The 26431-nt window shown below is 63.3% G+C and carries 24 protein-coding genes; 10 read left to right on the forward strand and 14 right to left on the reverse strand.

Annotated elements, in window-relative coordinates; translation table 11 throughout:
- Nucleotides 1–83: 83 nt before the first annotated feature.
- From V5B39_RS15455 to V5B39_RS15480, 6 genes are all read right to left on the reverse strand, one after another.
- Nucleotides 84–374: a hypothetical protein gene (locus V5B39_RS15455; RefSeq protein ID WP_332343761.1), complete on the reverse strand. Its 291-nt coding sequence runs from the start codon at nt 372–374 to the stop codon at nt 84–86.
- A gap of 111 nt (nt 375–485) precedes the next feature.
- Complete coding sequence (locus tag V5B39_RS15460) at nt 486–1727, reverse strand: hypothetical protein (RefSeq protein ID WP_332343762.1); 1242 nt, start codon at nt 1725–1727, stop codon at nt 486–488.
- 14 nt (nt 1728–1741) lie between these two features.
- Nucleotides 1742–2896, reverse strand: coding sequence for a YbdK family carboxylate-amine ligase (locus V5B39_RS15465; RefSeq protein WP_332343763.1), 1155 nt, complete (start codon nt 2894–2896; stop codon nt 1742–1744).
- Nucleotides 2893–4164, reverse strand: a complete 1272-nt coding sequence (locus V5B39_RS15470; RefSeq protein ID WP_332343764.1) for a cation:proton antiporter — start codon at nt 4162–4164, stop codon at nt 2893–2895. The genes V5B39_RS15465 and V5B39_RS15470 overlap by 4 nt, the downstream gene beginning before the upstream one ends.
- The gene (locus V5B39_RS15475) at nt 4157–4516 is read right to left on the reverse strand and encodes a gamma-glutamyl-gamma-aminobutyrate hydrolase family protein (protein ID WP_332343765.1); all 360 of its coding nucleotides are present in this window, start codon (nt 4514–4516) and stop codon (nt 4157–4159) included. Before V5B39_RS15475 ends, V5B39_RS15470 begins: the two co-directional genes overlap by 8 nt.
- Nucleotides 4513–5706, reverse strand: a complete 1194-nt coding sequence (locus V5B39_RS15480) for a cation:proton antiporter (protein WP_434735705.1) — start codon at nt 5704–5706, stop codon at nt 4513–4515. The genes V5B39_RS15475 and V5B39_RS15480 overlap by 4 nt, the downstream gene beginning before the upstream one ends.
- A gap of 164 nt (nt 5707–5870) precedes the next feature.
- Between V5B39_RS15480 and V5B39_RS15485 the strand changes: the two genes are divergently transcribed.
- Both V5B39_RS15485 and V5B39_RS15490 read left to right on the forward strand, forming a co-directional pair.
- The gene (locus V5B39_RS15485; RefSeq protein ID WP_332343767.1) at nt 5871–6386 is read left to right on the forward strand and encodes a MarR family winged helix-turn-helix transcriptional regulator; all 516 of its coding nucleotides are present in this window, start codon (nt 5871–5873) and stop codon (nt 6384–6386) included.
- A gap of 1 nt (nt 6387) precedes the next feature.
- Entirely contained in the window at nt 6388–6909 is a 522-nt protein-coding gene (locus V5B39_RS15490; protein WP_332343768.1) for an OmpA family protein, read from the forward strand.
- A 136-nt stretch (nt 6910–7045) separates the two neighbouring features.
- Here V5B39_RS15490 and V5B39_RS15495 read toward each other — a convergent pair whose 3' ends face one another.
- From V5B39_RS15495 to V5B39_RS15530, 8 genes are all read right to left on the reverse strand, one after another.
- Nucleotides 7046–7498, reverse strand: coding sequence for a hypothetical protein (locus V5B39_RS15495; protein ID WP_332343769.1), 453 nt, complete (start codon nt 7496–7498; stop codon nt 7046–7048).
- A 10-nt stretch (nt 7499–7508) separates the two neighbouring features.
- Nucleotides 7509–9389, reverse strand: coding sequence for an ATP-binding protein (locus V5B39_RS15500; protein ID WP_332343770.1), 1881 nt, complete (start codon nt 9387–9389; stop codon nt 7509–7511).
- A gap of 73 nt (nt 9390–9462) precedes the next feature.
- Nucleotides 9463–10173, reverse strand: a complete 711-nt coding sequence (locus V5B39_RS15505) for a PspA/IM30 family protein (RefSeq protein WP_332343771.1) — start codon at nt 10171–10173, stop codon at nt 9463–9465.
- A 40-nt stretch (nt 10174–10213) separates the two neighbouring features.
- Nucleotides 10214–11101 carry a hypothetical protein gene (locus V5B39_RS15510; protein ID WP_332343772.1) on the reverse strand — a complete coding sequence of 296 codons (888 nt, stop codon included), beginning with the start codon at nt 11099–11101 and terminating at the stop codon, nt 10214–10216.
- Nucleotides 11102–11103: 2 nt separating this feature from the next.
- On the reverse strand, nt 11104–11946 hold the full coding sequence (locus tag V5B39_RS15515) for an ABC transporter ATP-binding protein (RefSeq protein ID WP_332343773.1): 843 nt from the start codon (nt 11944–11946) through the stop codon (nt 11104–11106).
- A 2-nt stretch (nt 11947–11948) separates the two neighbouring features.
- Nucleotides 11949–12746, reverse strand: coding sequence for an ABC transporter permease (locus V5B39_RS15520; protein ID WP_332343774.1), 798 nt, complete (start codon nt 12744–12746; stop codon nt 11949–11951).
- A gap of 19 nt (nt 12747–12765) precedes the next feature.
- The gene (locus tag V5B39_RS15525) at nt 12766–14454 is read right to left on the reverse strand and encodes a phosphate ABC transporter substrate-binding/OmpA family protein (RefSeq protein WP_332343775.1); all 1689 of its coding nucleotides are present in this window, start codon (nt 14452–14454) and stop codon (nt 12766–12768) included.
- A 46-nt stretch (nt 14455–14500) separates the two neighbouring features.
- Nucleotides 14501–15241 (reverse strand): methyl-accepting chemotaxis protein, encoded by a 741-nt coding sequence (locus tag V5B39_RS15530; protein ID WP_332343776.1) that lies wholly within the window; start codon nt 15239–15241, stop codon nt 14501–14503.
- Nucleotides 15242–15723: 482 nt separating this feature from the next.
- Here V5B39_RS15530 and V5B39_RS15535 point away from each other — a divergent pair, with 482 nt between their 5' ends.
- From V5B39_RS15535 to V5B39_RS15570, 8 genes are all read left to right on the forward strand, one after another.
- Nucleotides 15724–16107 carry a DUF6394 family protein gene (locus V5B39_RS15535; protein ID WP_332343777.1) on the forward strand — a complete coding sequence of 128 codons (384 nt, stop codon included), beginning with the start codon at nt 15724–15726 and terminating at the stop codon, nt 16105–16107.
- Between the two features lie 13 nt (nt 16108–16120).
- Nucleotides 16121–17854, forward strand: a complete 1734-nt coding sequence (locus tag V5B39_RS15540) for a potassium channel family protein (RefSeq protein WP_332343778.1) — start codon at nt 16121–16123, stop codon at nt 17852–17854.
- On the forward strand, nt 17851–20169 hold the full coding sequence (locus tag V5B39_RS15545; RefSeq protein ID WP_332343779.1) for a tetratricopeptide repeat protein: 2319 nt from the start codon (nt 17851–17853) through the stop codon (nt 20167–20169). The genes V5B39_RS15540 and V5B39_RS15545 overlap by 4 nt, the downstream gene beginning before the upstream one ends.
- A gap of 180 nt (nt 20170–20349) precedes the next feature.
- A complete protein-coding gene (locus V5B39_RS15550; RefSeq protein WP_332343780.1) occupies nt 20350–21177 on the forward strand; it encodes an oxygenase MpaB family protein in 828 nt (275 codons plus the stop codon).
- Nucleotides 21178–21251: 74 nt separating this feature from the next.
- On the forward strand, nt 21252–21539 hold the full coding sequence (locus V5B39_RS15555) for a putative quinol monooxygenase (protein ID WP_332343781.1): 288 nt from the start codon (nt 21252–21254) through the stop codon (nt 21537–21539).
- A 1-nt stretch (nt 21540) separates the two neighbouring features.
- A complete protein-coding gene (locus tag V5B39_RS15560) occupies nt 21541–22389 on the forward strand; it encodes an alpha/beta hydrolase (protein WP_332343782.1) in 849 nt (282 codons plus the stop codon).
- Nucleotides 22390–22538: 149 nt separating this feature from the next.
- Nucleotides 22539–24179, forward strand: a complete 1641-nt coding sequence (locus V5B39_RS15565) for a 3-(methylthio)propionyl-CoA ligase (RefSeq protein ID WP_332343783.1) — start codon at nt 22539–22541, stop codon at nt 24177–24179.
- Between the two features lie 214 nt (nt 24180–24393).
- Complete coding sequence (locus V5B39_RS15570; protein WP_332343784.1) at nt 24394–26040, forward strand: caspase family protein; 1647 nt, start codon at nt 24394–24396, stop codon at nt 26038–26040.
- Nucleotides 26041–26431 lie beyond the last annotated feature (391 nt).

Consider the following 26431-nt stretch of genomic DNA (forward strand, 5'->3'; position numbering starts at 1 on the left):
GCCAGCGGCCCTTTTAATGGGTGCGCTCAATGGCAGCAATCCGGGGTACGAGTCGGTTCAGCGGGTCCCGTTAGCTTGCGGGGTCAAGCCGCCAAAATATGGCGCGACCTCTTCCCGCCGCTTCCCAACTCGGATCTTCTTTCATCATCAGGGGTGGCTGCAACTGCAATGTCCGTTAGGATGACATACAGTCGGTCATGGACCGTGTTCAGGTGCAGTCCCTGCTGCGTCGCGATGGCCTTCGCCCGCAACCCGTCCCCAGAATGCAGCAAGGTCTGAGTACGATGACGCATTCGCCAGTCGCAAACCTTGGCTACCACCTCGACCCACTTTGCCCGATCTGCTTCCGACCACGCCAGAAACTTCAGCTTCATCTCGTCTCCAAACCTCGTTTCTTTGTCGGCTCGCATCCATATTACGGAAACAGATTCTGGTAAGGGCTTACAGCGGGTGGTCTTGCTTTAGAGTTTGTTGGAGAGTGAGGGTCAGCGTTTCCCCGGCGCGATGATCGCCTTGTCAATGATCTTCCAGAACTGTTCCAGCATCGCCAACAGAGCCGGCGTTCCCGGCGGCGGGTAGGTGGCGTACAGCGCGACGACCAGTCGATGGTCAAAATCGACATATAGGCTGGTGCCGTGGCTACCGACGATGGCCACTCGGTTGGGTTTGCCGCCGAGGTGGATGAAACCGTAACGTTGCTCACTGCCTTTGGGCAGGCCCGTCAATTCAGGGCTGCGAATACCGGACGAAGCGGTCAGGGTCTCGATGAACCAACGGGGGATCTTGCTGCGGTTGCGGTTGGTGCGCGCCTCTAGAAGCAGGAGACCCAGCCGGCCGAAGTCCCGTAGCGACAGGCCCAGACCTTCGGCAAGTTCGATGCCGAGTGGGTCAGTCAGCCAGAGGATGGGGTGTTCCGGACGGCTGCGTATCCATAACTGTTCGCAGAACAGGCTGGCAAGCGGAGTGGCGTTGCTCTCGGCCAGGACCCAGGCCAGCAGGTCGTCGTTCGGGTTGCCAGCCCAGGTCGGTGTGTCCCGATCGACTAGTGGTTTGTCCCAGCGACCTGGTTGGGACAACCACGAACGGATGCCTTTCTCCGGCTGATGGCTTGTCCATCCCCCTTCCTTGCGCCATTGCTCCAGTTCATCGGCGGACCAGGTGTGCCGCTCCTCGGCCTGCAGAAGACGTTGGATGGATAGCTTTCGTAGACCGACCTGCCCGTGCAGGGTGGGGATGAAACGGCTTACCGACTTATCGGCCGCCAGCTTGCCCTGATCGATGCTGATCACCCCAAGCAGGGCAAGCAGTGGGCGCGTTGCCTGGAGCAGTAGGCGGGGCTCCTCGGCGTGCAGGCCGTTGCGATAACGTTCAACCAGAATTCGCCCGTTATGAAGGACGAGCAGGCCGTCTGCAAAAATACGACTGTCAAGCAGGAAGCCAACATCGCGTTTGCGGCCATCCAACGGGTCGGTAACGTCGATCCTTTCGATATCGAGTAGTCGAGGTGCGGCACGCAGAACTTCGCTGCCAGGGGCCGGTTGCAGCCGCAACAACGGCATGAACACCTCGGCCGCTTGCAGGCTGACACGCTGATTTTCAATCGTCAGCCAGTTGCTCTTGTCGACCCACTGGCCAATCTTCCAGCTTCCTGCCGCGACGGTTTCAAAATGGCATCCCGGATCGGGCGTGGCGATAGCAGCCGTGGTGGCAAGGAGGAACGAAATCATCGTCAGCCGCCGTATCATCCTGAGACCTCCGGGAGTTTGCTCGGCGGACAGGCCATCAGTCGCTCGGCAGCCTCGCGCACCACGTCGTTCAGATTGCCATGCGCAGCATACCTTCCCAGCAGCGTTGTAGCGTCGCCCGCATTGGCGGTGACCACTGGCCACAGGTTCTGGATCCATGGCGCGCAGCCAAGTTCGTGGGCATCTGCGGCCAGTTTCTCCAGAAGGCCGGTCAGGAGAACCTGCAGCCCTCTCTGACCAGGTGCAACCGGGTCGGCAATCATTGCGCTCATTCCATATCGACAAGCCTGAAACTTGTTATAGCGGGCGACGTGCGCCTGCTGCGCGGTGTGCAGTTCCGGCCGCGTGCGCAGCAGCCAGCGGCAGAGCGCCTGCGCCAGTGCGGCTAGTGCGGTGGCGCGCTCGATGCTCAGTGGAGTATCGCAAACGCGGATTTCAACGGTCCCGAATTCGGGCTTGGGGCGCACGTCCCAGTACAGGTCCTTGATGCTCGTCGCAATGCCACAGGCCTGCAGCAAACCAAAATGCTTGAGGAACTGTTCCCAGTTGGCGAGTGGCGGGCACTGCCCGCTCAGTGGAAACGCCGAGACGGCGTTGAGACGGGCCGACTGGAAAAAAGTGTCGACACCGTCTACGAACGGCGAGGAAGCAGAGAGGGCGATGAAGGCCGGCACATAAACGCCGAGGGCCTGGGTCAGCCAGATCGCATCGTCTGCCGAAGGGCAGCCGACGTGAATGTGCTGGCCGAAAACCGTGAATTGCTTGGCGAGGTAGCCGTAGCGCTGGTAAATGGTGTCGAAGCGCTCGCCAGGGCAGATGCGGCGCTCAGACCAGCGGTGGAAGGGATGCGTTCCGCCACCGCAGACGGCAATGTTGTTACGTGCGCAGTGCATCCGCAACGTCTCGCGGAGACCGGCCAGATCGGCGGCGATGCCCTCCGCCGTGGGGCGAGGCAAGGTACTGATCTCGATCATGCTCTCGGTTATCTCCAGCTTAATGTCACCGAATTGTCCATCGTAGTCGAGGCTGGCCAGCAGATCGCTCGCGCCGCGTGTCAGGTCAAAATCACGCCGCGACACCAATTGCAATTCGAGTTCTACCCCTAGCGTCAGCGGTTCACTGTGCTTGAATTCTCCCGGCGGATTGTTCATGCGATACCTCCTTGGTTTTTTCCGTCGGCTCCCATCTCGCCGGATCTGCGCAATGCCAGACGGCACAGAGCCGGTCCGGCCAGTTCCATGGTGGCAGCGGAGAAGAGCGACAGAGCCAGCGCTGAACGACCAATCTCTGGGTAGAGACTGGAGAGTTCGTAAGCCATGAATACCGCAGAAGCCGACAGCGGCTGAATACCGACGGCGACCAGCAGACGCTTCTGCAACGGTAGGCTGCCACCGGACCAAGCTAGCGCGCCGACCTTGGCAACGGCGCGTACGATCAGTAAACCCACCGCCTGCAAACCGATCAGCCAGGTAAAACTCTGCCAGGGAAGCGATGCGCCAACAATCACGAACAGGATAATGGCAAGCAGCCAGTGGCCTTCCGGTAGCTCCGTGTAGCGTAGGGTCTGCCGTTCATCCTGCAGGGCAAGCAGAACGCCCATCAGGAAAAGGGTGAGAAAAACAGGCACGCCCAGCATGCGTGCGGTACCGACCGCGAGCAAAGCACTTGCCACGAGGATAAAGACCTGGGCCAGCGAACGCTTGGGAAGTAGCCGGGCGATGCTCAGCGCGAAGCGGGAAATCAGCCACGCAACGAGCAGTGCGCCGACGGCCACCCACAGTGGATGCGCCAGAGCGTTCAGCCAGTCGTCGCTGTTCTCGGCATGGACGATGCCGAGCACTATCGTGAAAATGATCAAGGAGGCCGCAGACCCGACAGCAGTGTGCAGGATGACTCGCTCCGTCACCTGGCCCTGCGCCCTCGATTCCTCGACTGTGAGCAGCACGACAGCGGGAGCGGACGCCATCGTTACCGCAGCCGTTGCTGCCGCCCAGGCTGGGCTCAGGCCGACCAGCAGCGCAAAGGCGAAGATGAAGGCGAAGGAGAGCGTGATATCGCTTAGCGTGCTGCGCAGCAATTGCGGGTTACCGCTTAGCCAGGGGAGGTCGAGCCGCCGTCCGACGGCGAACATCAGCAGGCCAAGTGCCGCATCCGCAATCGGCCGCGCCTGTGCCAGCGCCTCAATGCTGATCCAGCCGAGCAGTGAAGGCCCGAAGAGCGTGCCCGCCAGCACGTAACCGATCACCCTCGGCACGCCGGCATGCGCGTGCAGCCATTCGCCGATCAACAGCCCGACGACCAGTAGCAGGCTAAACAGCGCTAGCGAGTCGATGTTCTCCGGAAAAGGGGGCAAAAAGAAGAGACGCTCCTGCAGGATTTCCCAGGTCTCGCGCAACGTTGAGAGTAGACTTTCAAACACTTGTCAAAAGCTCCAGCGACCGTCCTGTCTCGTCGGCATCGCGCAGGCGGTTGCCGGCCCAGTTCCCGTGTAACGGCTCCTCGCTGTAGCCTTGCGGGCTGATGTCCGCACCGCCCTGCAGCACCAGCCCGTCAAGAGGCTGCGGGTAATTCGAGAGGCGGATACTGCTGCGGTGGACGAGGTCGTCGCTGCTGACCGAAGGAATCATGAAGACCAACACGTCACGCGACATCACCCAGTGCGCGACTGATTGCTCGAGATGCTGCAGGGATTTGGATTGCAGGCCGATGGCGCCGTGCCGTCGGTGATAGATGCGGGTCGCCAGGCCAATGCGTAGCGGACGTCTGCTCATGGTGTCGGTTTTCCAGGTGAGGTGGCCATTTCCGCACCCCTGGCGTCCTGCTGCCTGGGCGCCAGCCGAGTGGCTTCGCCAAAGCCCTTGATGGCGGTCTGGGTGGCCATCGGACCGAACAACTGCATCAACAGAATCGTCGCCATTAGCGATCCGACCAGCCTGGGTTCCATGCCGGCGTATAGCATCTGCATATTGGTCAGTAACACCAGGGTGACACTCGACATGGGCTGCAGGCCGACGGTCAGTAGCACCCGTTCCCCGTGGGAAAGGCCAAGGGGTTTGCCAACGAGCAGTGCTGCCAGTAACTGGCCAAGCAGGCGAGTCAGCGCGATCAGCAACGCTTCCGGCCAATAGTCGTTCAGTTGGCCAATATCCAGCGCTGCACCGGCAAGAACGAAGGTGATCACGAGAAAGATACGCGCATCACCGGCAATGCGGACGGCGATGACCTTCTGCTCACGGTCGATGGCGCGCACCAGAATGCCGAAAATCAACATCGGCAAGAACACCGATATGTCCAGAGAGATGGCGGTGCCAACACCGAGCACGATGCTGCCCAAAATCAGCAGATGGTGATGTTCCGGTTGGCGTTCGAGTCTGCGGGCCCCGAGCAGCACGAGGCCGGCACAGGTGCAGCCAATCGCGACCGAAGCGGCCATGCTGGCCAGCGAACTGCCGAGGCGTGCCATGTTGCTCAATGCTTCAGTTTCGGTAAGGAAAGGCGTCATCAGAACTACTGCGGAAAAAGCGACACAACCGTTGATCGCCACCATCGTGTAGAGCAGGCCGCTGCGCTCACCCTTGGCGCCGACATCGCTGCAGGTGGCGACGGTGATTGCTGGTGAGGTGGCGAGGCTGAGTGCGGCGGCGAACCCTGCGGTACTCAGAGAAAATCCCCAGAAGGTGAACAAGACAAACAGCAGGACGCCAGTGGCCAGCGAAATTACGATTCCGGCCAGCAAGCGGTGCAGGCCATCCTGGCCGTGCGTGGGAGGAACCAGATAGCCCAACTCGAAGAGAATCAAGCCAAGCGCCAGGTCGATCAACAGTTGCGCTGACTCGATGTTGAGTGGAGTGATCCAGTTCAGCCCGCTTTGTCCGCTGAGCAGGCCGAACAGGACGTAACCGGTCGTACGGGGCAAAAAGAAAACGCGTCGCGAAACCTCCCCGGCGGTCAGGCCACCCACGAGAACTAGGCCGAAGATCTGGATGGCATTCAACTTAATAAACGGGGAACTCCCCTCAAGTCCTGGTCGAAAAGCAAACTATTAAAATAAAAGCCTTGCATACATGTTGATCATCAATATAATTCACGGCACAGATTGATGCAACCCTATTCTCAGGTCGCTTCGTGAAAACAAACCAGAACCCTGATTCTTCGCTGCTGATGATGAAAGTGCTGCAACAATTTCGATTGATCTATGGATCCATGCGTCAGCATTTCCGCCTGGTCGAAAGGCGCTGTGGCATGTCGGGTTCCCAGACATGGGTGCTGCAGGAGATCCAGAACAGTCCCGGAATGGGGATCAACGAGTTGGCAGTTCGCATGGGGATCCATCAATCCACCGCCAGTCTGCTGGTCGACAAACTGGTCATGCGAGACTGCCTGACAAAAGAACGCAGCCGGGGTGACCAGCGCCGAGTAGGTCTGCGGATCGCACCGAAGGGTATCGTAGCCTTGGCTGCATTACCGGGACCAGCCGAGGGTGTCCTACCTGAAGCGCTTTCGGAGATCCCCCTTGTGGCCCTAAAAACATTGCACGTCAATCTAGATGAGTTGATCGCTCATCTGCCTGGCAAGGATCAGTCCTATGCCGAGATGACGCTGGCTGACATGGACGAGCAAGTGGAGAGGGAGATCCGTTAGGATGGTGCAGGCCCAATCCATCTGCTGGCTGTTGTGCGTATTGCTCCTGGCGGGATGCGCGGGGACGCTGCTGGTACCCACGTCACCAAGTGATGGGCAGCCGACTCAACAGCTGACCACAATTCCGACCGATCCAATTCCGACCGCCCAGGTGCTTGTACCGAGCGAGGCGCAGATCATTGCGGCGATCGACGACGAAAACAGCATATTTTTCCCGCTCCGGAAGACAAGCGTGGACGCCGCAGGGCGCCACAAATTGCAGCAGAACGCGCTACGTCTAAAAGAAAACCCCAAGTTGGTAGTCACACTGGTTGGAAGTACTGATGACTTGGGAAGTGCTGCCTACAACCTCGCCATCGCCGAGCAGCGGGTCAATTCCGTGTATCAACTGCTGCGCAGCTACGGTGTGCCGAGGAATCAACTCCGCCGCTACGCCGTAGGGCGAGAGAAGACCGCTTCGGCTTGTAACTCCAGTGGATGCCGTGAAAAGATGCGGCGCGTCGAACTCGTTTACCCGCAGTAATGCAGAGCCTGAGTCATGAGCTGCACCTCGCGGCTCCACCCACAAGCGTTACACTCGTATGGCGTCGAATGTCGGTTTTCCACCCCCGGCATGGCTCCCGATCAATGTCACCACAACCCGCAACCCTCCCAGAACTTCAGCCGAGTTCGCGCGCCACGACCGCTACCGAGCCGGCGTCGGGCAGGCTGGCCAGTTGCGACAGGATGTAGTCCTTGACCAGCGCCAGCAGTTCATCCACACGCGCTGGCGGCATGCCGATTTCCTCGGCCACGCCGCGCACTCCCGCCAGTTCCTCGGAAGTCAGCGCGCCGTCGGCATAGGCGACCATCAGACAGGTGGCGACCACCAGGTCGCGCTCTGCCGCTTCGCCGAAGATGCCGGCGAATTCTCCCGGCTGTCCGGTGGCTGGCAGGCGGTCGAATGCCGGCCAGTCGACACTGTCGTCGCAACCGCTATCATGAAACCAGCGAATCAGGGCCACTTCCTCGGCGGTCTTGGCGCCATCGACATGCGCGATGCGCAACAGCAGGCGGGTCGCGGCGATGCTCTGGCCGGCATCGAGGGAGACATTTTCGAGCAGAGGGAACATACGAACTCCTTCAAGAGGGGATCTGACGCCGTAGTTCGGCAAGCCGTTCCTGCACCTCGCGCGCGGACAGCGACCGGAAGCGTTGCGGCAACAGCGAGCGCCGCGAGGTTTCAGCGACCGCGAGCATTTCCATGTAGCCCACCATGGCCGTTTCCTGCGGTGGCATGAAGTCCTCGACGGCGCGTGCGAGCACTTCCCGACTGACTGCCGGGGTGGCCGCGGCACCTGCTCGCGTGGGCAAAGGAAGGGGCGAATCGGTACGCTGCGCCCGCTCGGCAAACTCGGCGGCGAGCAGGGCCAGGGCTTCCAGGTCGGCATTGGAATAGCCTTCGAGCCTCTCGCAGGCGGCCAGCAGGTGCTCTTCCGGGAAATCGACGGGCACCCGGTAGCGCCCGAAAACGGCGCCCATGATGGCGGCGCGTTCGGCCGCGGTCTCGGCGTAGAAAAAGGGGATCTTGCGGTCGAGGCGGCCGGGGCGCTTGATGTCGGTATCGAGCTTGTCGGGGCGGTTGGTCAGCAGGATGAACAGGACCTGGCCGCGATTGTCGGGATCGGACATGAATTCCTTGAGTCGGGCAATGACCCGCGAACTAGTGCCGCCGTCGGCATCGTCACCCTGCCGGCCGAAGCTGCGGTCGCCTTCGTCGATGAGCAGCGCGATCGGTCCCATCGCTTTGACGGTTGCCAGGACGCGGTCGAGATTGGCCTCGGTCGATCCGACCCATTTCGAGCGGAAGTTTTTCAGGGCAATCCCGGAGAGCCCCGCTTCCTTGAGAAAGGCCTTGATCACGAAGGTCTTGCCGGCGCCCATCGGTCCCACGGCGAGCAGGCCCATCGGCGCGCGCGCGCGCTCGCCGCTCTGAATCAGGCGCGCGATGTCGAGCAGTTCGCCCTTGATCTGCGCGTTGCCGCCGACGCTGTCCAGGCCATGCCGTGGTTCGATGAATTCGATCAGGCCGGCGCATTCCTTTTCGATCAATTCGCGTTTGCGCTGGCGTACCAGGGCCATCATTTCGCTTGCCGGATCGCTGTTCCCGGGCAGCGCGCGCGTTGGATCGACGAGCTGGCGGATTTCGGCGGGCGTCATGCCGGCGGTGATCGCTGCCAGTTTGTCGGCACGCTCGGCGGCCTGCGGGCTCCCCTGCAGCAGGTCGGCAATCAGCGTCCGCCGCTGCGTCTGGCTCATCCCCTGCGGCGCTTCGCTGGCGACGATGCTGGCCAGTTGAATCAGGCGCAGGCCGGCGGTGTGATCGGCGAGTGGCTCGGTCTCGGCTGCCGGCATGCCTGGTGCGTAGTGCCGGATTGCTGCATGCCGGTCGGCCCGGTCGGGCATCGGCAGCTCGATCGCCAGCACGCGTGGATGCGTCAGCAGCGCCGGGCTGAGGTCGGCCAGCGATTCGCTGACCAGGAGGACGACGTTGTCGCGATTGGCAAATTGTTCGTCAAGCGACCAGCGATGCAGGGCCGTGAACGCACCGCGCTCCTCGAGCGAGAGCAGGTGCAGTTCGGCGGCCGGGAAAAGGGTTCCGGCGTAGGGAATCAGGAGCGCACTGGAGCCTTGCTCGCGCATCTGCCGTTCGAGCGACTCGAAGATGCCGTTGAGTCCCTTGCCTTCAAGATGGCGGTAGAGGGCCGCCTTCTCTTCGGCGCTGCCGCCCTGAATGACGCGTACGCCAAGGTCGATGCTGAGTTCGTAGATGTGCGGCTTGTTGTCCTTGAGCAGGACTTCGCTGAGAAAGGGCAACAGCGTGTAATAGCGTTCGCCGACCCGATAACGGTCGAAAACGTTGCGGTAGAGAACGAACACCGAAGCTTCGCCGGCGAGGTATTTCTGGCGCAGCGTCTCGGCCCAGGCGGGCAGGGCTGGCCGGTCGTTGCTGCCGGGGCTCATGCCGGGACGCGGGCGGGGCAGCGCCGGCGGTCGCGCATGGCCGTGTGTATCATCTTGCGCATCACCTCGCGCATCACATCGACTTGCCGGTGCTGTCGGTCTGGACGCTGCGCGCGCGTTTCATTTCCTCGAGCTGCTGGCGGGCGGTGATCGCACCGCTGCTCTGCCGCAGCCGCGCGAGCTTGACGTCGAGATCGGAATCGCGCAGCTCGCTGCCCATCCTGGCCTCGGCAACGGTATTCCTGATGTGTTCGCGGACATTGTCGAGCGCCCGTACTTCGGCATCGACCGACAGGCCATCGAGCTGGTTCTGAATCTTCAGCCGCGCCTGCGCGCTGTGCATCTGCGCCAGCATGCGATCCTTCTCATCCTTGAGCTTCTGAATCTCGGCCTTGACCTGGATCAGCGAATCCTTCGCCTCCTGTGCATCGGTACGGGCCTGTTCCATATCCTGCTCGAGGACCTTGATGCTGGCTTCGAGGGCGTTCTTTTTCTGGATCAGCACGATGCCGAGTTCGTCCTGGCCAGTGGCGAGCGCGGCGTTGAGGTCGGCCGAGATCGCCGCGAGTTCGTTGCGCTCGTTGTCCAGCCGCGCCGAGATCTCCTCTCGCCGACGCATGATCGCTGCGGTGGCGCTCTTCAGCTTGCCGTATTTGTCGATCATCGAGTCGATGGCATTCTGGTAAGCGATCTCGGGATGCCGCTTTTCGACATCGGTGATCCACAGCGAAACAAAACCTGACCAGAGGTTGGACAGGCGCCCGACAAAATTGATGTCAGCCATCGTTTTCTTCCTTTCGTAAGTCGCTGACGCGACTTTTACATTAACCGACGCGGCTACGACCGCTGACCGCGACCAGGCGTTGCTGCCGTGCCGCCGCAGCAGTCGAGGTCGGCATCGCGACGCCTGGCAAGGCTTCGGCGAGATCGCTCGCGAGGTCGGCCTCGATGTCTTCCTGCAGGCGTAGCCTGCCGATCGCCTCTTCGAGTCGCGTGCCGACGTCTTCGCTGACCGGCAGCGTCATGATCGTCTGATAAATCTCGTCGAGCTGGTCAGGCATCGACAGCATCGCCGCCTCGATCGCCCGCCGGCGACTGAGCATGCGGTGGTGCCGCTCGATGATGGCCAGGTAATCGGTTCTTGCCTTCTGCAATTGCCGCAGGTCGGTGCCGGGACGGGGGGCGGCGAGTTCCCTGTCCAGCGCCGCCACCTGCTGTTCGACCTCGCGCAGATTGACCGACTCGGCGCGGTCGTTCATGACCAGGAGTGCCAGCCACATCGCCAGGTATTCGAGCGTGACCTCTTCGAGCTGCTCGACATCGCGCCAGGCGAGACGGCCATGGCCGCTGTCGGCCCGCTGATAGAGCGACTGGACGCGTTCGTACATGCGCTGATAGGTACGCAAGGTCGGCACGGGCGGCACCCGCTTGCCCGCGCGCTTCTGAATCTCGGCCATCCACTGCTCGCGCGAGGTCTGTCGGACGTTCGCCCGCCAGCGCCGGTCGACCTTTTCCCGAAAGGTTGGCAAGGACGGGATGTGCAGCGCGGCGAGGATGTCGCCGGCGGCAAAAGCGATCAGCGGCACCGCACCGACCGCGAAACCGAAGGGGATCGAGAGCAATGCCCCGACTGCCAGCGAACCGAGGAAGGCGTAGAGATTGGTCTGGCTGGTCAGAACCTCCCGGACGTAGGAGGGTTTCGCCTCGGCCATGGCTACACCGTCACCCGTACCTGGCCCCGGCCGGGACTGGCCTGGTGCAGTTGCCTGAGAATGCGCTCTTCGAGTGCCTGCGCCTCGCGCGAGCGTTGCCAGATGGCCGAGCGCGGCCGTGCTTCGCTGATCACGAAATCATCGGCAACGCGCGCCGGCTGTGCGGACAGGACGATGACGCGGTCGCCGAGCACCAGCGCCTCGGTGACATCGTGCGTCACGAAAACCACCAGGCATGGCCAGGACTGATACAACTCGATCAACAATTGCTGCATTTCCTCGCGGGTTTGTGCGTCGAGCGCCCCGAAGGGTTCGTCCATCAGCAGGATGCGCGGCCGCAGGACGAGCGCGCGCGCCAGCGCAACGCGCTGGTTCTGGCCGCCGGAGAGCTGCGCCGGCCGCAGCTTGAGCTTGTCCGCGAGTCCGACCGCCTTGAGGATGTCGGTCACGCGCTGCCGCCACTCGGCTTCCGGTACTCGTGCTTTCCAGAGATGGAGCCGGAACGGGAAGGCGACGTTGTCGAACACCGTCAGATCCGGCCGATTGGCGTAGCGCTGAAAGACCATCACCGCATCGTCGTGCGGGCCGTTGCACTCGACCCCGTCGATCAGGACCTTGCCCGCCGTCGGCGTATCGATGCCCATCGGCCGTACCCCGCCGAGCATGTGCAGCAGGGTGCTCTTGCCGCAGCCCGAGGGTCCGAGCAGCATGCTGATGCCCGGTTGATCAAAGCTCAGCGAGACCTGGTCGATGACCCGCGTCACGCCACCGCCGGGCGTCGGATATTCCTGCACGAGATCCCTGACGACCACCGACGGCGGCCTGGCTGCCGTTGGCCTGGCCACGGTCACTGCTGCGTTTCCCAGGGATACAGGCGGCGCTTCAGCCAGACCATGAACTGATAGGTTGCCAACGCCAGCGCGATGATCACGATGATGCCGGCAAAGACCTGATCCCAGGCGCTGAAGCGCCGGGCATTCTGGATCAGCTGTCCGAGGCCCTGGCGCGCATTGACGTATTCGGCGACGGTGATGTAGGTCCACATCACCGAGAAGGCGACGATCACGGCATCGGCGATGCGCGGCATGGCCATCGGAATCACTGCCCGGTGGATGCATTCCCAGGGCGTCGCGCCGAGGTCGCGGGCGCCGATCCAGTAGCTCTGCGGCACCGCCTGGATCGCGTCACGTACCATCGGAATCAGATAGACCACGGCGCCGATGAACAGGAAGGCAATCTTCATCGTTTCGCCGATGCCCAGCCACATCACCAGGATCGGCAGCAGCGCGACCACCGGTGCCGAACGGAAGGGATCGACCAGCGGCGACAGGGCGGCGTTCACGCGCGGTGCGGCACCCATGCCGATGCCGATCGGAATGCCGATGGCGATCACCAGCGCTCCCGCGACGAGCAGGCGGCCGACCGACCACAGCGTCGCGGTGAACAACAGGCTGTCGCCCTCATGCCAGCTCAGATACGACAGCGCTGCGACCACTTCCCAGGGTGCCGGCAGTTTGGTCGAGCTGACCAGCCCGGAGACCGCCAGCAGGCTCCATACCAGCAACAGCGCCAGCACCGCGCCGACGCCGAGCCATTGTCGCTGTCGGCCATCGAGCGGCGCGTAGGGGTTCCAGAATTCGCTCATGCGCACCTGGCCATGCCGGTCAGCGTCCGCCAAAAACGGCGACCCGTGTGGTCCGGTTCAGCGCCCGGCATTCCTCGATCGAGAGCCCTTCATTGGCGGCGTTGGCCTCGACGCACAGCGGCCGATCCGGGCCGTTGCCGACGATCTTGAAACGCTCGCGCGGGAACTCCCATTGCGTCGACAGATAGTCCACGACCGCGCGCGCGCGCGCCGCCGACAGACGGAGATTGACCTCGCGGGCACCCGTCGCATCCGAATTGCCGCTGACCTCGAAGTAGGCCTTGCCGTTGTTCTCGATGAACGGCACCATCTCGGTGTCGACCGTCTTTTGCGCGCGTTTGGTCAATTCGGCGCTTCCCGAGGCGAAACCCACGGTGACCGGTTTGGTCACCATCGCCTCCTGCTGTGTCGCCTCCTTCTGTGCTGCCTGGGTGAACGTCGTCTGCGGCCTGGCGGCGGCTTCTGCCGCCGCCTTGTTCTGCCCGAGCAGGGCCTTGATGTAGCGATAGTCGAAGCTGTCCTGCGGCGCGATCACCGGTGATTTGGGATTGGCCAGCGCGCCCGCCTTGCGATAGATCTCGTCGAAGCGCTTGTAGACCCGCTCGTAATGATTGGTGCCGCCGGCCAGCCCGAGAATGCGCGCGTTATCCTCGACATCGGTCCAGACCAGGTTGGAAAACAGGGCTTTGACGAACGGCCGGCCTTCCTTGTCGGCCAGCAGCTTGAAGAACTCCTGCGTCCTGACCAGTGCTTCGACGGCGTTGTCCGGGTTGGCTCGTGCTGCCTGCACGCCTGCCATCCAGCCGGCAACGAACTTCTGCACCACCGTCTGCCCTTCCGGTCTGGCCAGCAGACGCGCGTCGCAGACCATCACGTCAAAGATCAGGTTGGTCGCCGTCCGGGTCGAATAGACGACATGCGCTCCCTTGACATTGCGCAGGGCAAGGGCCAGATCCGGGTCCCACAGCACGGCCGCGTCGACGGCACCGGATTCGAGCGCCGCGCGCACGCCGGCGGTGCCTTCCTCGGCGTTGATGAACACCATCCTGAGGCTTTCCTTCTTGCGTGCGGTCAGCGATGAATTGTCGATGGCGTCGATCAGCATGCCGTGCGAAGGCGTGAACTGCAGCAGCGCGACCGATCGACCGGCCAGGTCCTCGACCGCCTTGACCGCCGCATCGCGGGCGATGACCGCATCGCCACCCTGGGTGTTGTCAACGATCATCACTGCCTTGCCATCGAGACCGGCGTTGCGCAAGTTGGGCTGTTCCTGTGCCCAGAAATCCGAGGTCCGCCAGGCGCACTGCGCGGCGCCGGATTCGAAGATGGTGGCCAGTGTCGGAATGTCGTCCTGGATCACGAAGCGGACATGGATCCCTTCCTTGCCGTAAAGCGAACCCGGCTGGGTATTCAGGTCGTTGCCATTGGCCACCAGCGCCGGAGCATAGCCGTGAAAACTGACCAGGCTGACCTTGAGCGGGTTGGCGGCGCTGCCGAGTGGCGCGTTCCGGTCTTCGGCTGTCGTCACCCTGGCCGGTGGCGTCGACTTGCTGGGAACCACCGCGGGCGAGGCCGTCGTCGGTTTCGTGGGCGCCCCCTCGCCACCGGCAAAACGCTCCTTGAGCCCGAAGTTCCAGGCCAGCGAACCGGCAACGCCCAGTACGACGACGGTGATCAGTCCCTTGGCCAGTGGCGTCAGTTGAGCCATGTGATTGTTCTCCTTGCTGGAATTGGGAATGTGTTGGGAATGACGGTCAGTGAGCGGCGTCGGGCGCCTTGAAAGTGGCCGGTATTTCACGCAGGCGATCGATTTCGGCGTCCACTCGGCGCGTCTCGCGCGCAGCGGATTCCCGTGCTGTGCGCAGGCCCGCTTCGACGCTGGTCGTTTCCTGTGCCGCACGGGTCACTTCACGTTCCAGCAACTGTTCGAGTTCGGCAATCTGTTTGCGGATCGCTGCTGTTCCCTCTTCGAGGACCTGTCTGATCTGATCGACGAGTTCGCTGGACTGCCGCTCGCGGTCCTGCAACTGCGCAGCCAATTGCCGCTTGTGATCTTCCAGCGCGGCAATCTTGAAATCGGCGTCGCTCAGACAATCGCTGATCTGCCAGTTATCGTCGGCCGCATCCATCGCCAGCACCGCCATCTTGCGGGTCCCCGCATCCATGGCGCGCAGGCCGTCGAGAAGGCGCAGCAGCTTTTCGGCCGGATACGGCGAGGCAGGCACTTTGGCCGCAGCGAAAATGTCTTCGAAGGCATGGCCTTCCAGGGCATCGCCATCCGGAGCCGGACAGGCCTCCGCGAGCGAAGGCAGCGCGCTGGTGGCTGGCACTGTTGCCGGTTCGTCGGACGCTTGCTCGCGCAGCCGGGGTGGTGCAGGCACCTCGGGTCTGGCCGTCAGGGCTTCCGGTGGTGGCTCCGCCGACGCCGCCAGCCGCTCGTCTTCCGACAGTTCGATCAGCTTTGCCTTCGCCAGCAGATTCAAGAAACCCTTCATGCCACCTCCCGAATGCTTGCCATGCCGTATGACCTGGTAGAGTCAAGGATTATACGAACGAAAACCGGCAATGCAAGCAGCCCTGACGGAAGGGGTGTGAATGAAAGTGTTGGTCGCAGTCCCTCGTTCGATGGAAATGCGTTGACATCGGTGATCGTCCCTCCCCCTCGCGGGGGCGAAGGCGGGGTTTCGCGGAGCACTGCTCCGCGCCGCCGCAACCGGCCCGCGCTGCAGCGCGGGCCGTGGAAGGGGTCGGGGAGGGCCCCCTTGTATGCGCGTTCCCGCACGGTTCCGGAGTTCTCTGGGAGAGGACGGGAAGGGTGGCCCTCCCGCGAGGGGGAGGGGAGCCTGTCGGTCACTCCCGATACTTTCATTCAGGCCTCGGCTGGCGCGGCCGGTTTTCATTCTCCGCGTACGCGCGTATCCTCTCGCGCCATACCATCGTCGATGGTGCGATGGTAGCCGGCTTGGGGGAGAGATTCATGAATCTCGAAAAAGTGGTTTTCGGTTTCTTCATCGTTCTGGCCGCAACCTTGAACTTCGGTTTCTTCATTGGCGACATCGATCAGCCGAAGCATCACCACATCTACGAGCTGTTCGCGGCGATCGTCGTCAACCTGGTGGCCACGGTCCTGAAATTCGGCGACCGCACGCAGATCGGTGCGGTGCACCTGTCGACCAGCCTGGTCGCCGACCTGCAACTGGTGGCGGCGGCCTGCGTCTGGGGAATCGCGGCGCATGTCACCGGTGAAGGCATGTCGCCGGAGGTCACCATCAGCGTGGTCTCGCTGAGCGGCGGCGCGCTCTTTGCCAACATCGTCTCGGTGATCCTGCTGATCGCCGAAACCGTGATGCTGCGGCGCTGAACGGTCTCCCACGATGAACGCCAGCGTCTTCTTCCTGGCCCTGCGGCGGATGCGGGCGCCGCTGATCGTGCTGATCGTCATCTATGCGCTGTCGACCCTCGGGCTGACGCTGATTCCCGGCATCGACGCAGCAGGGCAGCCGGCGCCGCCGATGAGCTTCTTTCACGCTTTCTACTTCGTCAGCTACACCGCCAGCACGATCGGCTTCGGCGAGCTGCCCGGCGCGTTTTCCGAAGCGCAGCGGATGTGGGTGACGGTGGTCATCTTCCTTTCGGTGATTGGCTGGTCGTACTCGATCATCAGCCTGCTGGCGCTGGTTCAGGACCGGGGCTTTCAGCAGGTGCTGCTGACTGCACGTTTTATCCGCCGGATCGGGCAGCTCGGCGAACCCTTCTATATTCTCTGTGGCTGCGGCGAGACCGGCCTGCTGATTGCGCGCGCGCTCGACCACGACGGCATCCGGGTGGTGACCATCGAGCGCAGTGAGGCGCGCATCCAGGAACTCGAACTCGAGGACTTCGCCGCCGATATCCTGGCTCTCTGTGCCGACGCGGCGCAGCCGCAACACCTGCTGATGGCCGGCCTGAAGCACCGCAGTTGTCGCGGCGTGCTGGCGATCACCGACGACGATGCGGCGAATCTCGCCGTGGCGATCGCCAGTCGGCTGATCAATCCGCGTCTGATGATCGTCGCGCGCGTCGCGAGCCCGTCGATCGAGGCCAACATGATGTCGTTCGGAACGCATTACGTGGTCAATCACTTCGAGAAATTCGCCGACTATCTGGCGCAGGCGATCCATTCGCCGAACTGGTACCGTCTCGTCGATCTGCTGACCGGCCTGCCAGGTCAGAAAGTTTCCGAACGACATGATCCTCCGGCCGGCGACTGGGTGATCTGCGGCTATGGTCGTTTCGGGCAGGCGGTGGTTCGCAATCTGGAGCGGCAGGGGATGAGCCTGACGGTGATCGACCCCGACCCGAACCTGTCGAGCAGCGTCCATCACATCGTGGGTCAGGGTACCGAGGCCGAGCCACTGCGCCGGGCAGGGATCGAAACGGCGGTCGGAATCGTCGCCGGCAGCGACCACGATACCAACAACCTTTCGATCGCGATGACCGCCAAGGAGCTCAACCCGGACCTGTTCGTCGTCCTGCGCCAGAACCGGATGGCCAATCAGGTGCTGTTCGACGCTTACGATGCCGATTTCACGATGGTGCCGTCGAAGATCGTCGCGCGCGAATGCCTGGCGTTGATTACCTCACCCTTGCTGAGCCGGTTTTTCGGCCTGCTTCGCTGTTGGCCAGATGCGCGTGCGGCGGCGCTCGCCGGGCAACTCGAAGCGCTTTGTGGCCGGCGCGTGCCGCTGGTCTGGGGAGTCAAGCTGAATGCCGCCGAGGCGCCGGCGGTGCACCAGTGGCTGATGATGGAGCAGAAGCCGATGACGCTTGGCCGCTTGCGCCACGATCCGGCGGCGCGTGCCGAGACCCTGCCGCTGATGCCCTTGCTGCTGCTGCGCGACGGTCGTGACCACGAACAACCCGCAGACGAGATGCTCCTGCAACCCGGCGACCAATTGCTGTTTGCCGGGACGCGCACCGCCAAACTGGCGCAGAACCTCGTTCTCGACAATCGTAATGTTCTTGACTACGTGCTGACCGGCCAGGATGCGCAGGGCTGGTTATGGCGTTTGCTGAGCCGATCCGACCCGGCCGGCGGGGTCGACATGCGCGGGCGGAGGATGCGATGAGCGAGTCCCTGATGCCAAAAACCATCCTGCACGTCGGTTGCGGCCGGGCGCCACTGCCCGCACATTTCCGATCGCCCGAGTGGCGCGAGATCCGCTACGACATCGACCCCGCCGTCCAGCCCGATCTCGTCGGCAGCATGACCGACATGGTCGAGCTGCGTGATGCCAGCGTCGACGCCATCTGGTCGAGCCACAACCTGGAGCATCTGCTGCCGCACGAGGTGCCGACCGCTCTCGCCGAGTTCCGGCGCGTGCTGCGGCCCGGCGGGATGGCGTATATCGTCGTGCCCGACGTGCAGAGCCTGGCCGCAAAGATCGCCAGCGGCGATCTGGAGGGTGAGTTGTACCGCTCGCCGATCGGGCCGATCGCGGTCCTCGACGTGCTCTGGGGCCACCGCGCGTCGATCGCTGCCGGCCGGCACTACATGGGGCACCGCACCGGCTTCAGCGCCGCTACCCTGCAACGCCGGCTGACCGAGGCCGGTTTCGATCCGGTATCGGTGGAGCGGCGGCCGCAGGCATTCGAGCTGTTCGCTTCGGCGGCACGACCGGCAGCGGTCGAGCCACTTTTCGAAAGCGCACGGCAGGCGCACACCGCCGGCCGCTGGGCCGATGCCGAGGCGCTCTACGGCGAAGTGGTCGCGCGCTCGCCTGAACACTGGCCGGCATGGCTCGAACGCGGCATCGTCTGCTGGGCGCTCAAGCAGCGTGATGCTGCCCTGGCCCATGTCCGGCAGGCGCTGGCCATCGAACCGAATTTCGCACGCACACAGGCGACGCTCGGCGCCTTTCTCGGCATCAGCGGCCAGCCGGTGGCCGCGCTGCCGCACCTGCAGCGCGCCGTCGAACTCGATCCGCAGGCAGCCGAGGCGCACTACAACCTTGGCAAGGCCTTGCAGGAGCAGGGCGAGGTCGCCGCTGCCGAGCGCAGCTACCGTGCGGTACTGCGCCTCGATCCGGATCACCCACTGGCACGCCTGAATCTCGGCAATGTGCTGCTGGCGCAATGGCGCGGCTCCGAGGGTCTGCCGCATTACCGCGCGGCGACGCGGGCACTCGACGATCCTTACGTACAGAGCAACTGGCCCATGCTGTTGAATTTTGCGGTCGAACCCTCGGACGACGAGGTTTTCGCGGCACATCGCGAGTTCGACGAGCGGATGATCGCGCCGCTGGCCGACCGGGTCGTTGCCCCGCTCAACCCACCCGACCCCGAACGGCGACTGCGCATTGGCTATCTGTCGCGTGACTTTTGCCGCCACGCCGTGCGCTACTTCCTGCTGCCGATCATCGAGCACCATGACCACCAGGCCTTCGAAATCTGCTGCTACTACTTCCGTGACCGCACCGACGAGGTAACCGAGCTTTTCCGCCGGCACGCCGACCACTGGGTCGACTGCCACGATCTCGACGACGACGAACTGGCCGAGCGCATTCGTCGGGATGGCATCGACATCCTCGTCGATCTTGCCGGCTACACTGATCGCAATCGTCTGCTCGTGGTCGGACGCAAGCCGGCGCCGGTGCAGATCGCCTACCTCGGTTATCCGGCAAGCACCGGCATTCGCACCCTCGATTACCGCATCAGCGACGCATGGATCGACCCCGAGCCGCCGGCACCCCTGGTCGCATCGTCGGAGGTGCCGCTGCGGCTCGCACATGGCTACTACTGCTACGCACCCTTGCCGGATTCGCCGCCGGTGGGCACGCTGCCGTTCGACCGCAGCGGCCAGGTCACATTCGGATCGCTGAACCAGGCGCCCAAGCTGAACCGGCCGCTGCTCGAAGCGTGGGCCGAGATTCTGCGCCGTCTGCCGGCATCCCGGCTGTTGATCCAGAACGCCGCAATGCACGCCGGTCCAGCCAGTGGGCGCGCGATCGCGCTCTTCGAGCAACTCGGCATCGACCGCGCCCGGCTGGAGTTCCGGCCTTTCGGCAAGGCCCCAGGCTACCTGCAGACCTACCACGACGTCGACATCGCGCTCGACAGTTTCCCCTACAACGGCGGTACCACCACCTGCGAAGCCCTGTGGATGGGCGTCCCGGTGGTCTCGCGTTGCGGTGGCCGGCAGGTCGCGCGATTGGGTCTGAGCCTCCTGAACCAGGTCGGCCTCGGCGACCTGGTCGCCGACTCGGCCGAGGCTTATGTGGAAACGGCGGTCGCACTGGCCGGCGACACGGATCGCCTGCGCCGCCTGCGCATGACGATGCGCGAGCGCCTGCTGCACTCGCCGCTGATGGAGCACGCGGGTTTCACGCGCGAACTGGAAGCCTCGTATCGCGAGGTCTGGCGGCACTGGTGTACTGAACGCTGAACCTCGGGCAGGAAGCGGGCGCAGGTCCCGCTGCGCTTTCCGGGATGATCGCCTGCCCCTTGCGGCGCCTGGTCGACGAAGTCGCTGCATCCAATCGCCGGCGCGGCACGTATGAAGGAATGATGAATACGAGTGAACACGAATGAACACCAATGAACACGAACAGCGGAAAGGAAATCGATGAACAGCCACCTGGCACCCGATCCGCGACGCGATTGCCAGGAGATCGTTCGCCATCTGGCGACGCTGGTCTTCCCCTGGGATACCACACGCTCGCTCGAACTTGCGCTGTTCCGGACCTTTGCGTCGGCGCGCATCGGTGGTCTGCTGCATGCCACCGGCGAATTCGAGAAGCGCACCGGGAAGCGCTACGATGATACCGACCTGATCATCAGTGAAATCATTGAAAACGGTTTCGACAGCCCGCGCGGGGCCAGCGCCATCGCGCGCATGAACGCCCTGCATGGGCGTTTCAGGATCGCCAACGAAGATTTCCTGTACGTGCTGTCGACCTTCGTCTTCGAGCCGATTCGCTGGAATCGACGCTTCGGCTGGCGGCGCATGACCGAATTCGAGCAACAGGCATGGTTCTGGTTCTGGCGGAACCTCGGCGAACGGATGTCGATCCGCGATCTGCCCGACCATCTCGGCGACTTCGAGCGCGCCAGCCGCGCCTATGAAGCGGCGAACTTTGGCTTCAGCAGTGCCAATCAGCAGGTCGCTCTGGCTACGCGCGAACTCTTCGCCGGCTGGTTTCCCGGCGTTTTTCGCCCGCTCGTTCGCAGCAGCATTCACGCGCTGCTCGATCCGCCGCTGCTCAGCGCCTTTGGTCTGCAGCCGGCACCGCGCTGGCTGGTTTGGACTGCCGAACATGCGCTGCGTTTGCGGGCCAGGGTGCTGCGCTGGTTGCCACGCCGCCGGCGTCCAAAACTGCGCACGCAGATTCCGCGAGCCGATTATCCGCAGGGCTACCGCATCGAATCGCTCGGACCGCCCCCGCCGGGCTGACTGGACGGCGACCCCTGAAAAACTTAGGCACTGCGAGTACCTTTTCTCAAGACCACCCACGCAAGGAAGACACGATGATCAGAATCATGGCCCGAATTACCGCCCGATCCGGTAGAGAGAACGAACTGCGGTCGGTATTGCAGGATTTGCTCGGCCCAAGTCGCCAGGAAAGCGGCTGCATGAGCTACGAGCTGTTTCAGAATCAGGACGATCCGCTCGAGTTCGTGACCGTCGAGCAGTGGACCGATCCGGCCGCCGCTGACGCCCATCTGGCGAGCGCCCATGTAGCCACGGCGATCACGCTGGCAAGCGAACTGCTGGCGCAGCCTCCCCTGATCCATCGCTTCAGCCCGATCGGTTGACATGGCCGGGCTGAGCATGGCCAATGCCCGGGTCGCTGCCGACATCGGCGCGCTGTGGCGGCGTGCGCTGGCGCTCGTCGCCGCATTGGCCGGCAGTTCTTATCTGGCAGCGCTGGCCTGGGTCTACTGCTACCAGGAAAGGCTGATCTTTCAACCCGATTCGCTGCCGGCGACGTACCGCTTTGCGCTTGCCGACGTGCATGAGGTCGACATCCCGGTCGCCGGCGCGACGCTCTCGGCGCTGCACTTGCAACTGCCGAATCCACGCGGAGTGGTTTTCTATCTGCATGGCAACAACGGCAATCTGGCGACCTGGTTCACCCATGTCGAATTCTACCGGGAGGCCAACTACGACCTGTTCATGTTCGACTATCGCAGCTACGGCAAGAGCAGCGGCCGCATCGAGAGCGAGGCGCAGCTTCGCGCCGACGTGCTGGCCGCCTGGCATTCCGTTGCCCCGCAATACGCCGGCAAGCGCAAGGTGATTTTCGGGCGCTCGCTCGGCACGGGGCTGGCTGCGGGCCTGGCGGCAGCGGTGCAACCCGACCTGACGATCCTGGTCTCGCCGTATTGCAGCATGGCCCAGCTCATGCATTCGCATTATCCGCTGCTGCCGACCTGGCTATTGCGTTACCCGCTGGCGACCTGCCAGGACGCCTCGCGGTTGCGCGGTCCATTGCTGCTGGTGCATGGCGAGCAGGATCGGCTGATTCCGGTCACGCATAGCGAACAACTGTTGTCCGTCGCACCGCAGGCGCGCCTGCTGCGACTGCCGGCGGCGGCACACGCCGACGTCCATCGCTTCAGCGCCTACACTGAGGAACTTCTCGGGACGCTGAAATTACTTTGACGGTCATGACTTTTCCAGGCACCCCCGATCATGGAAGTCATGACCGTTTCCCTCTCCCCCGACCCCTCCCATGCGAGGGGGGAGGGGAGATGTGTGAGTCGCTGATGCGACTTTTACATTCACCCTAGCCGACACAAGGAGAATGCCTCATGCTCAGGGGACTCATGCAGGAGCGGCCGTTGTTGGTCTCGTCGCTGATCGAACACGCAGAACGTTGCCATCCACAGGCCGAGATCGTTTCGCGGACCAGCGAGGGGCCGCTGCATCGTTGTACCTATGCCGACATCAGCCGCCGTTCCAGACAGGTGGCGAACGCACTGACCGCGCTGGGTGTTGTGCCGGGCGAGCGGATCGCCACTCTGGCGTGGAATGGCTACCGGCATATGGAGTTGTACTACGGCGTGTCGGGGATGGGGGCGGTTCTGCACACCATCAACCCGCGCCTGTTCCCGGAACAGATCGAATACATCGTCAGGCATGCCGAAGACCAGTTCCTGTTCTTCGACCTCGGTTTCGTGCCGCTGGTCGAAAAGCTGGCGAAAGCGGTTCCCGGCGTTCGCGGTTTCGTCGCCATGACCGACCGGGCGCACCTGCCGGTGTGCGACATTCCCGGACTGCTCTGCTACGAGGATCTGCTCGGCGCCGCGTCCGATGCTTACGACTGGCCGCAGTTCGACGAACACACCGCCTCGTCGCTGTGCTACACCTCCGGGACTACTGGCAACCCGAAAGGCGTTCTCTATTCGCATCGCTCGTCGGTGCTGCACGCGTGGGCCGCCTGTGCGACCGATGGCCTGGCCGTCGGTGCCGCGGAAACCCTCCTGCTGGTGGTTCCGATGTTCCACGTCAACGCCTGGGGAATGCCCTACGCCGGCGCCATGAGTGGCGCCCGGCTGGTGATGCCCGGCCCGGCGCTCGACGGCAAGAGTGTCTATGAACTGCTGCGCGACGAGCAGGTGACGCTGGCCCTCGGCGTACCCACGGTCTGGCTGATGCTCCTGCAGTATGTCGATGGCGCCGGGCTGAAGCCCAGGGACGAGTTGTGCCTGCGCCGCGTCGTGATTGGCGGTTCATCGGCGCCGCGCGCGATGAGCGAAGCCTTCGCGAACACTTTCGGGGCTTTCGTCGTCCATGCCTGGGGAATGACCGAGATGTCGCCGATCGGAACGGTTTGCAATCTGCTGCCCAGGCACGCGGGCTACCCCCTTGAACAGCGACTGGACATCCAGGAGAAGCAGGGGCGGGCGGTCTATGGCGTCGAGATGAAGATCGTCGACGACCAGGGTGAGCCCCTGCCGCAGGACGGCCAGGCCGCTGGCCATCTGCTGGTGCGCGGGCCGTGGATCACCAGCGGCTATTACCGGGACGAGGGCGGCAGCATCGTCGATGCCGATGATTTCTTCGACACCGGCGACGTTGCGACCATCGACACCGATGGCTACCTGCAGATCACCGACCGTTCGAAGGACGTGATCAAGTCCGGTGGCGAGTGGATTTCGTCGATTGCGCTCGAGAATGCCGCGGTGGCACACCCGGCGGTCGCCGAAGCGGCGGTGATCGGCGCGGCGCACGATAAATGGCAGGAGAGGCCGCTGCTAGTGGTCGTCAGAAAACCCGGCCAGGCGCTGACCCGCGAGGCGATGCTCGAGTTCCTGCGGGGCAGGGTGGCGAACTGGTGGATCCCGGACGATGTCGCCTTTGTCGACGAATTGCCGCATACCGCGACTGGCAAACTGCACAAGCTGAGGCTGCGGGAGATGTTCAAGGACTACCGTCTGCCATTGGCGTGAGCGCAGTGGAAGTGGTGACGGGCGGCATCTGGCATAATCGGTTCCTCCGCGTTTGACCCTGTGTGCGTGCCCATCAACCCAACGGTCATGACTTTGCAAGATACCCCCGATGATGAAAGTCATGACCGTTTTCCTCTCCGACCCCTCCCCCGCGAGGGGGGAGGGGAGATTCGAGAGTCGCTCACGACTTCCATAGTAAGGAAACCAGACTGCCATGAAGCCACCACGCCTTGCCCAGAAAGCCACCGTACTCGGTACCTGTTTGGCGCTCCTCGTTCCCCTGAGCGTCTCGGCTGTCGCACCCGAACCGACAGCGGGACGGATCGCCCTGGTGATCGGGAACGGCGCTTATGTCGCCTCACCGCTGGTCAACCCCGCGCGCGATGCGCGCGCGGTTGCCGAACGCCTGCGCGAGGCAGGTTTTCGCGTGACGCTGAAGGTGGACGCGCCGCGCCGCGAATTGCAAGAGGCCATCCGTGGCTTCGGTGACACGCTCGCGCGCGACAACCGGGCAGTCGGTGTCTTCTACTACGCAGGCCATGGGGTCCAGCTCAACTGGCGAAATTTCATGCTGCCGGTGGATGTCCACATTACCCGTCCGTCGGATATCGCTGCGCAGGGCGTCGACGTCGGTCTTTTGCTCGAAAGTCTCGGCCGTGCGCGCAATCCGCTCAATCTGGTGATTCTCGACGCCTGCCGCAACAACCCCTTTGGCAGCGATTTTCGCACCGACGACCGGGGGCTCTCGCAGCTCGACGCGCCGCCCGGCACTCTGCTGGCCTACGCCACTGCACCCGGCAACACCGCCGACGACGGAGAAGGTGCGCACGGGCTGTACACCGAGAACCTGCTGAAGGAAATGAAAGTGCCGGGCGCACCGGTCGAAGACGTCTTCAAGCGCGTGCGTCTGGCGGTGCGAAGGGCTTCCGAGGGCACCCAGATTCCCTGGGAGAGTACCTCGCTGGAAGGCGATTTCGCCTTCGTCGGTGGCAGCGGTCGTGACCTGAGCCGCGAGCAGAAGGAGTTCGAGGCCGATCTGGCGACCTGGAACAGCCTGCGCGAAGCGAAAGATCCCGAACCACTGGAGGCTTTCATCCGGCAGCGGCCGAGCGGCAAGTTTGCCGAGCTTGCGCAGCATCGACTCGACGTGGTCCTGCGCGCGCGCGGCGAGAAGCCTGTCCAGGCAGCGCCACCGCCGCCGCTCGGGCCGGAAATGTGCGTACCGGGTGCTGCCGACGGCAAGGCCGCTTCCTACAGCGGCAAGGTGGTTTCCTTCCGCCCCGGCGAGCGTTACACGTATCGCACCGTCAATCTCGTCAACCAGACCGAAACCGCACGCAGCACGGATACCGTTCTCAGGATCGCTGGCGACGAGGTGCTGTACAACGACGGCAGCAAGGTGAGCGACCTGTTCGGCAACAACGTCCGCGCTCCTGACGGCACAAGTTGGACGCCCTACCAGTTCTTCATCAACGACTACGCGCTCGGCAAGCGCTGGCCGGCCCAGTTCATCGTCACCCGGGCGGATGGCACGCAGGCCAATGTGCGCTTCGAGTTGCGTGTCGCCGCACGCGAGCGGATCACCTTGCCTGCTGGCACTTTCGACAGCTACCGTATCGAGGCCCGCGGTGTCGACCTGGGTAGCGGCGTTCAGCTCGACCGCACGGCCTGGGTCGCTCCCGAGAGGATGCGCGGCTTTCTGGCGATGGAAAATCTGGTTCGCAAGGGTGGAGCAGTGATCGGAGGCGAGCGGATCGAGCTGGCCGACTACGCTGCCGGTACTGCCCTGGCGACCCCGGACGCTGCGCCACCGGCAGCGAAAAACGCGCGGGAGCACGGAGGCTGGCGATCGTCCTATTAATGTAAGGTGAATTCCACCACTAAATCGACCCTACGATTGCCATCGCCCGTTGTTCGACATGTACCGGGCAAGCGCCACTCGTGCCAAGCGGCACTCGATACGCGGGTGTGAATGAAAGTGTTGGGATGAACCGATATACTCCCCTCCCCCCTCGCGGGGGAGGGGTTGGGGGAGAGGGGGACCCATGCTCGCAGAGGCCAGCAGAACCGATTGACGACCCTGGCCATGCGCTTTCGCAAGGATTTGACGAATTCGTGTGCAACGATGGCCCCCTTGTATGCTTCGTTTCATGGTTTTTGGTTCATTTGGGAGAGCCTGGGAAGTGATGGCTGAAAGGGGGTCAAGAGGACCGTGGAATAAATGCGAGAGAGGTATTTTCTCTCGCGTTTAT

It is taken from the genome of Accumulibacter sp. (assembly GCF_036625275.1).
Lineage (GTDB): Bacteria > Pseudomonadota > Gammaproteobacteria > Burkholderiales > Rhodocyclaceae > Accumulibacter.

Excerpts from the sequence above, each read along its gene's own strand:
- V5B39_RS15505 (WP_332343771.1), bottom strand. The coding sequence starts at position 10,173 with ATGGCTGACATCAATTTTGTCGGGCGCCTGTCCAACCTCTGGTCAGGT.
- V5B39_RS15530 (WP_332343776.1), bottom strand. The coding sequence starts at position 15,241 with ATGAAGGGTTTCTTGAATCTGCTGGCGAAGGCAAAGCTGATCGAACTG.
- V5B39_RS15535 (WP_332343777.1), top strand. The coding sequence starts at position 15,724 with ATGAATCTCGAAAAAGTGGTTTTCGGTTTCTTCATCGTTCTGGCCGCA.
- V5B39_RS15525 (WP_332343775.1), bottom strand. The coding sequence starts at position 14,454 with ATGGCTCAACTGACGCCACTGGCCAAGGGACTGATCACCGTCGTCGTA.
- V5B39_RS15540 (WP_332343778.1), top strand. The coding sequence starts at position 16,121 with ATGAACGCCAGCGTCTTCTTCCTGGCCCTGCGGCGGATGCGGGCGCCG.
- V5B39_RS15565 (WP_332343783.1), top strand. The coding sequence starts at position 22,539 with ATGCTCAGGGGACTCATGCAGGAGCGGCCGTTGTTGGTCTCGTCGCTG.
- V5B39_RS15520 (WP_332343774.1), bottom strand. The coding sequence starts at position 12,746 with ATGAGCGAATTCTGGAACCCCTACGCGCCGCTCGATGGCCGACAGCGA.
- V5B39_RS15490 (WP_332343768.1), top strand. The coding sequence starts at position 6,388 with ATGGTGCAGGCCCAATCCATCTGCTGGCTGTTGTGCGTATTGCTCCTG.
- V5B39_RS15570 (WP_332343784.1), top strand. The coding sequence starts at position 24,394 with ATGAAGCCACCACGCCTTGCCCAGAAAGCCACCGTACTCGGTACCTGT.
- V5B39_RS15555 (WP_332343781.1), top strand. The coding sequence starts at position 21,252 with ATGATCAGAATCATGGCCCGAATTACCGCCCGATCCGGTAGAGAGAAC.
- V5B39_RS15500 (WP_332343770.1), bottom strand. The coding sequence starts at position 9,389 with ATGAGCCCCGGCAGCAACGACCGGCCAGCCCTGCCCGCCTGGGCCGAG.
- V5B39_RS15560 (WP_332343782.1), top strand. The coding sequence starts at position 21,541 with ATGGCCGGGCTGAGCATGGCCAATGCCCGGGTCGCTGCCGACATCGGC.
- V5B39_RS15550 (WP_332343780.1), top strand. The coding sequence starts at position 20,350 with ATGAACAGCCACCTGGCACCCGATCCGCGACGCGATTGCCAGGAGATC.
- V5B39_RS15455 (WP_332343761.1), bottom strand. The coding sequence starts at position 374 with ATGAAGCTGAAGTTTCTGGCGTGGTCGGAAGCAGATCGGGCAAAGTGG.
- V5B39_RS15460 (WP_332343762.1), bottom strand. The coding sequence starts at position 1,727 with ATGATTTCGTTCCTCCTTGCCACCACGGCTGCTATCGCCACGCCCGAT.
- V5B39_RS15465 (WP_332343763.1), bottom strand. The coding sequence starts at position 2,896 with ATGAACAATCCGCCGGGAGAATTCAAGCACAGTGAACCGCTGACGCTA.
- V5B39_RS15495 (WP_332343769.1), bottom strand. The coding sequence starts at position 7,498 with ATGTTCCCTCTGCTCGAAAATGTCTCCCTCGATGCCGGCCAGAGCATC.
- V5B39_RS15510 (WP_332343772.1), bottom strand. The coding sequence starts at position 11,101 with ATGGCCGAGGCGAAACCCTCCTACGTCCGGGAGGTTCTGACCAGCCAG.
- V5B39_RS15475 (WP_332343765.1), bottom strand. The coding sequence starts at position 4,516 with ATGAGCAGACGTCCGCTACGCATTGGCCTGGCGACCCGCATCTATCAC.
- V5B39_RS15545 (WP_332343779.1), top strand. The coding sequence starts at position 17,851 with ATGAGCGAGTCCCTGATGCCAAAAACCATCCTGCACGTCGGTTGCGGC.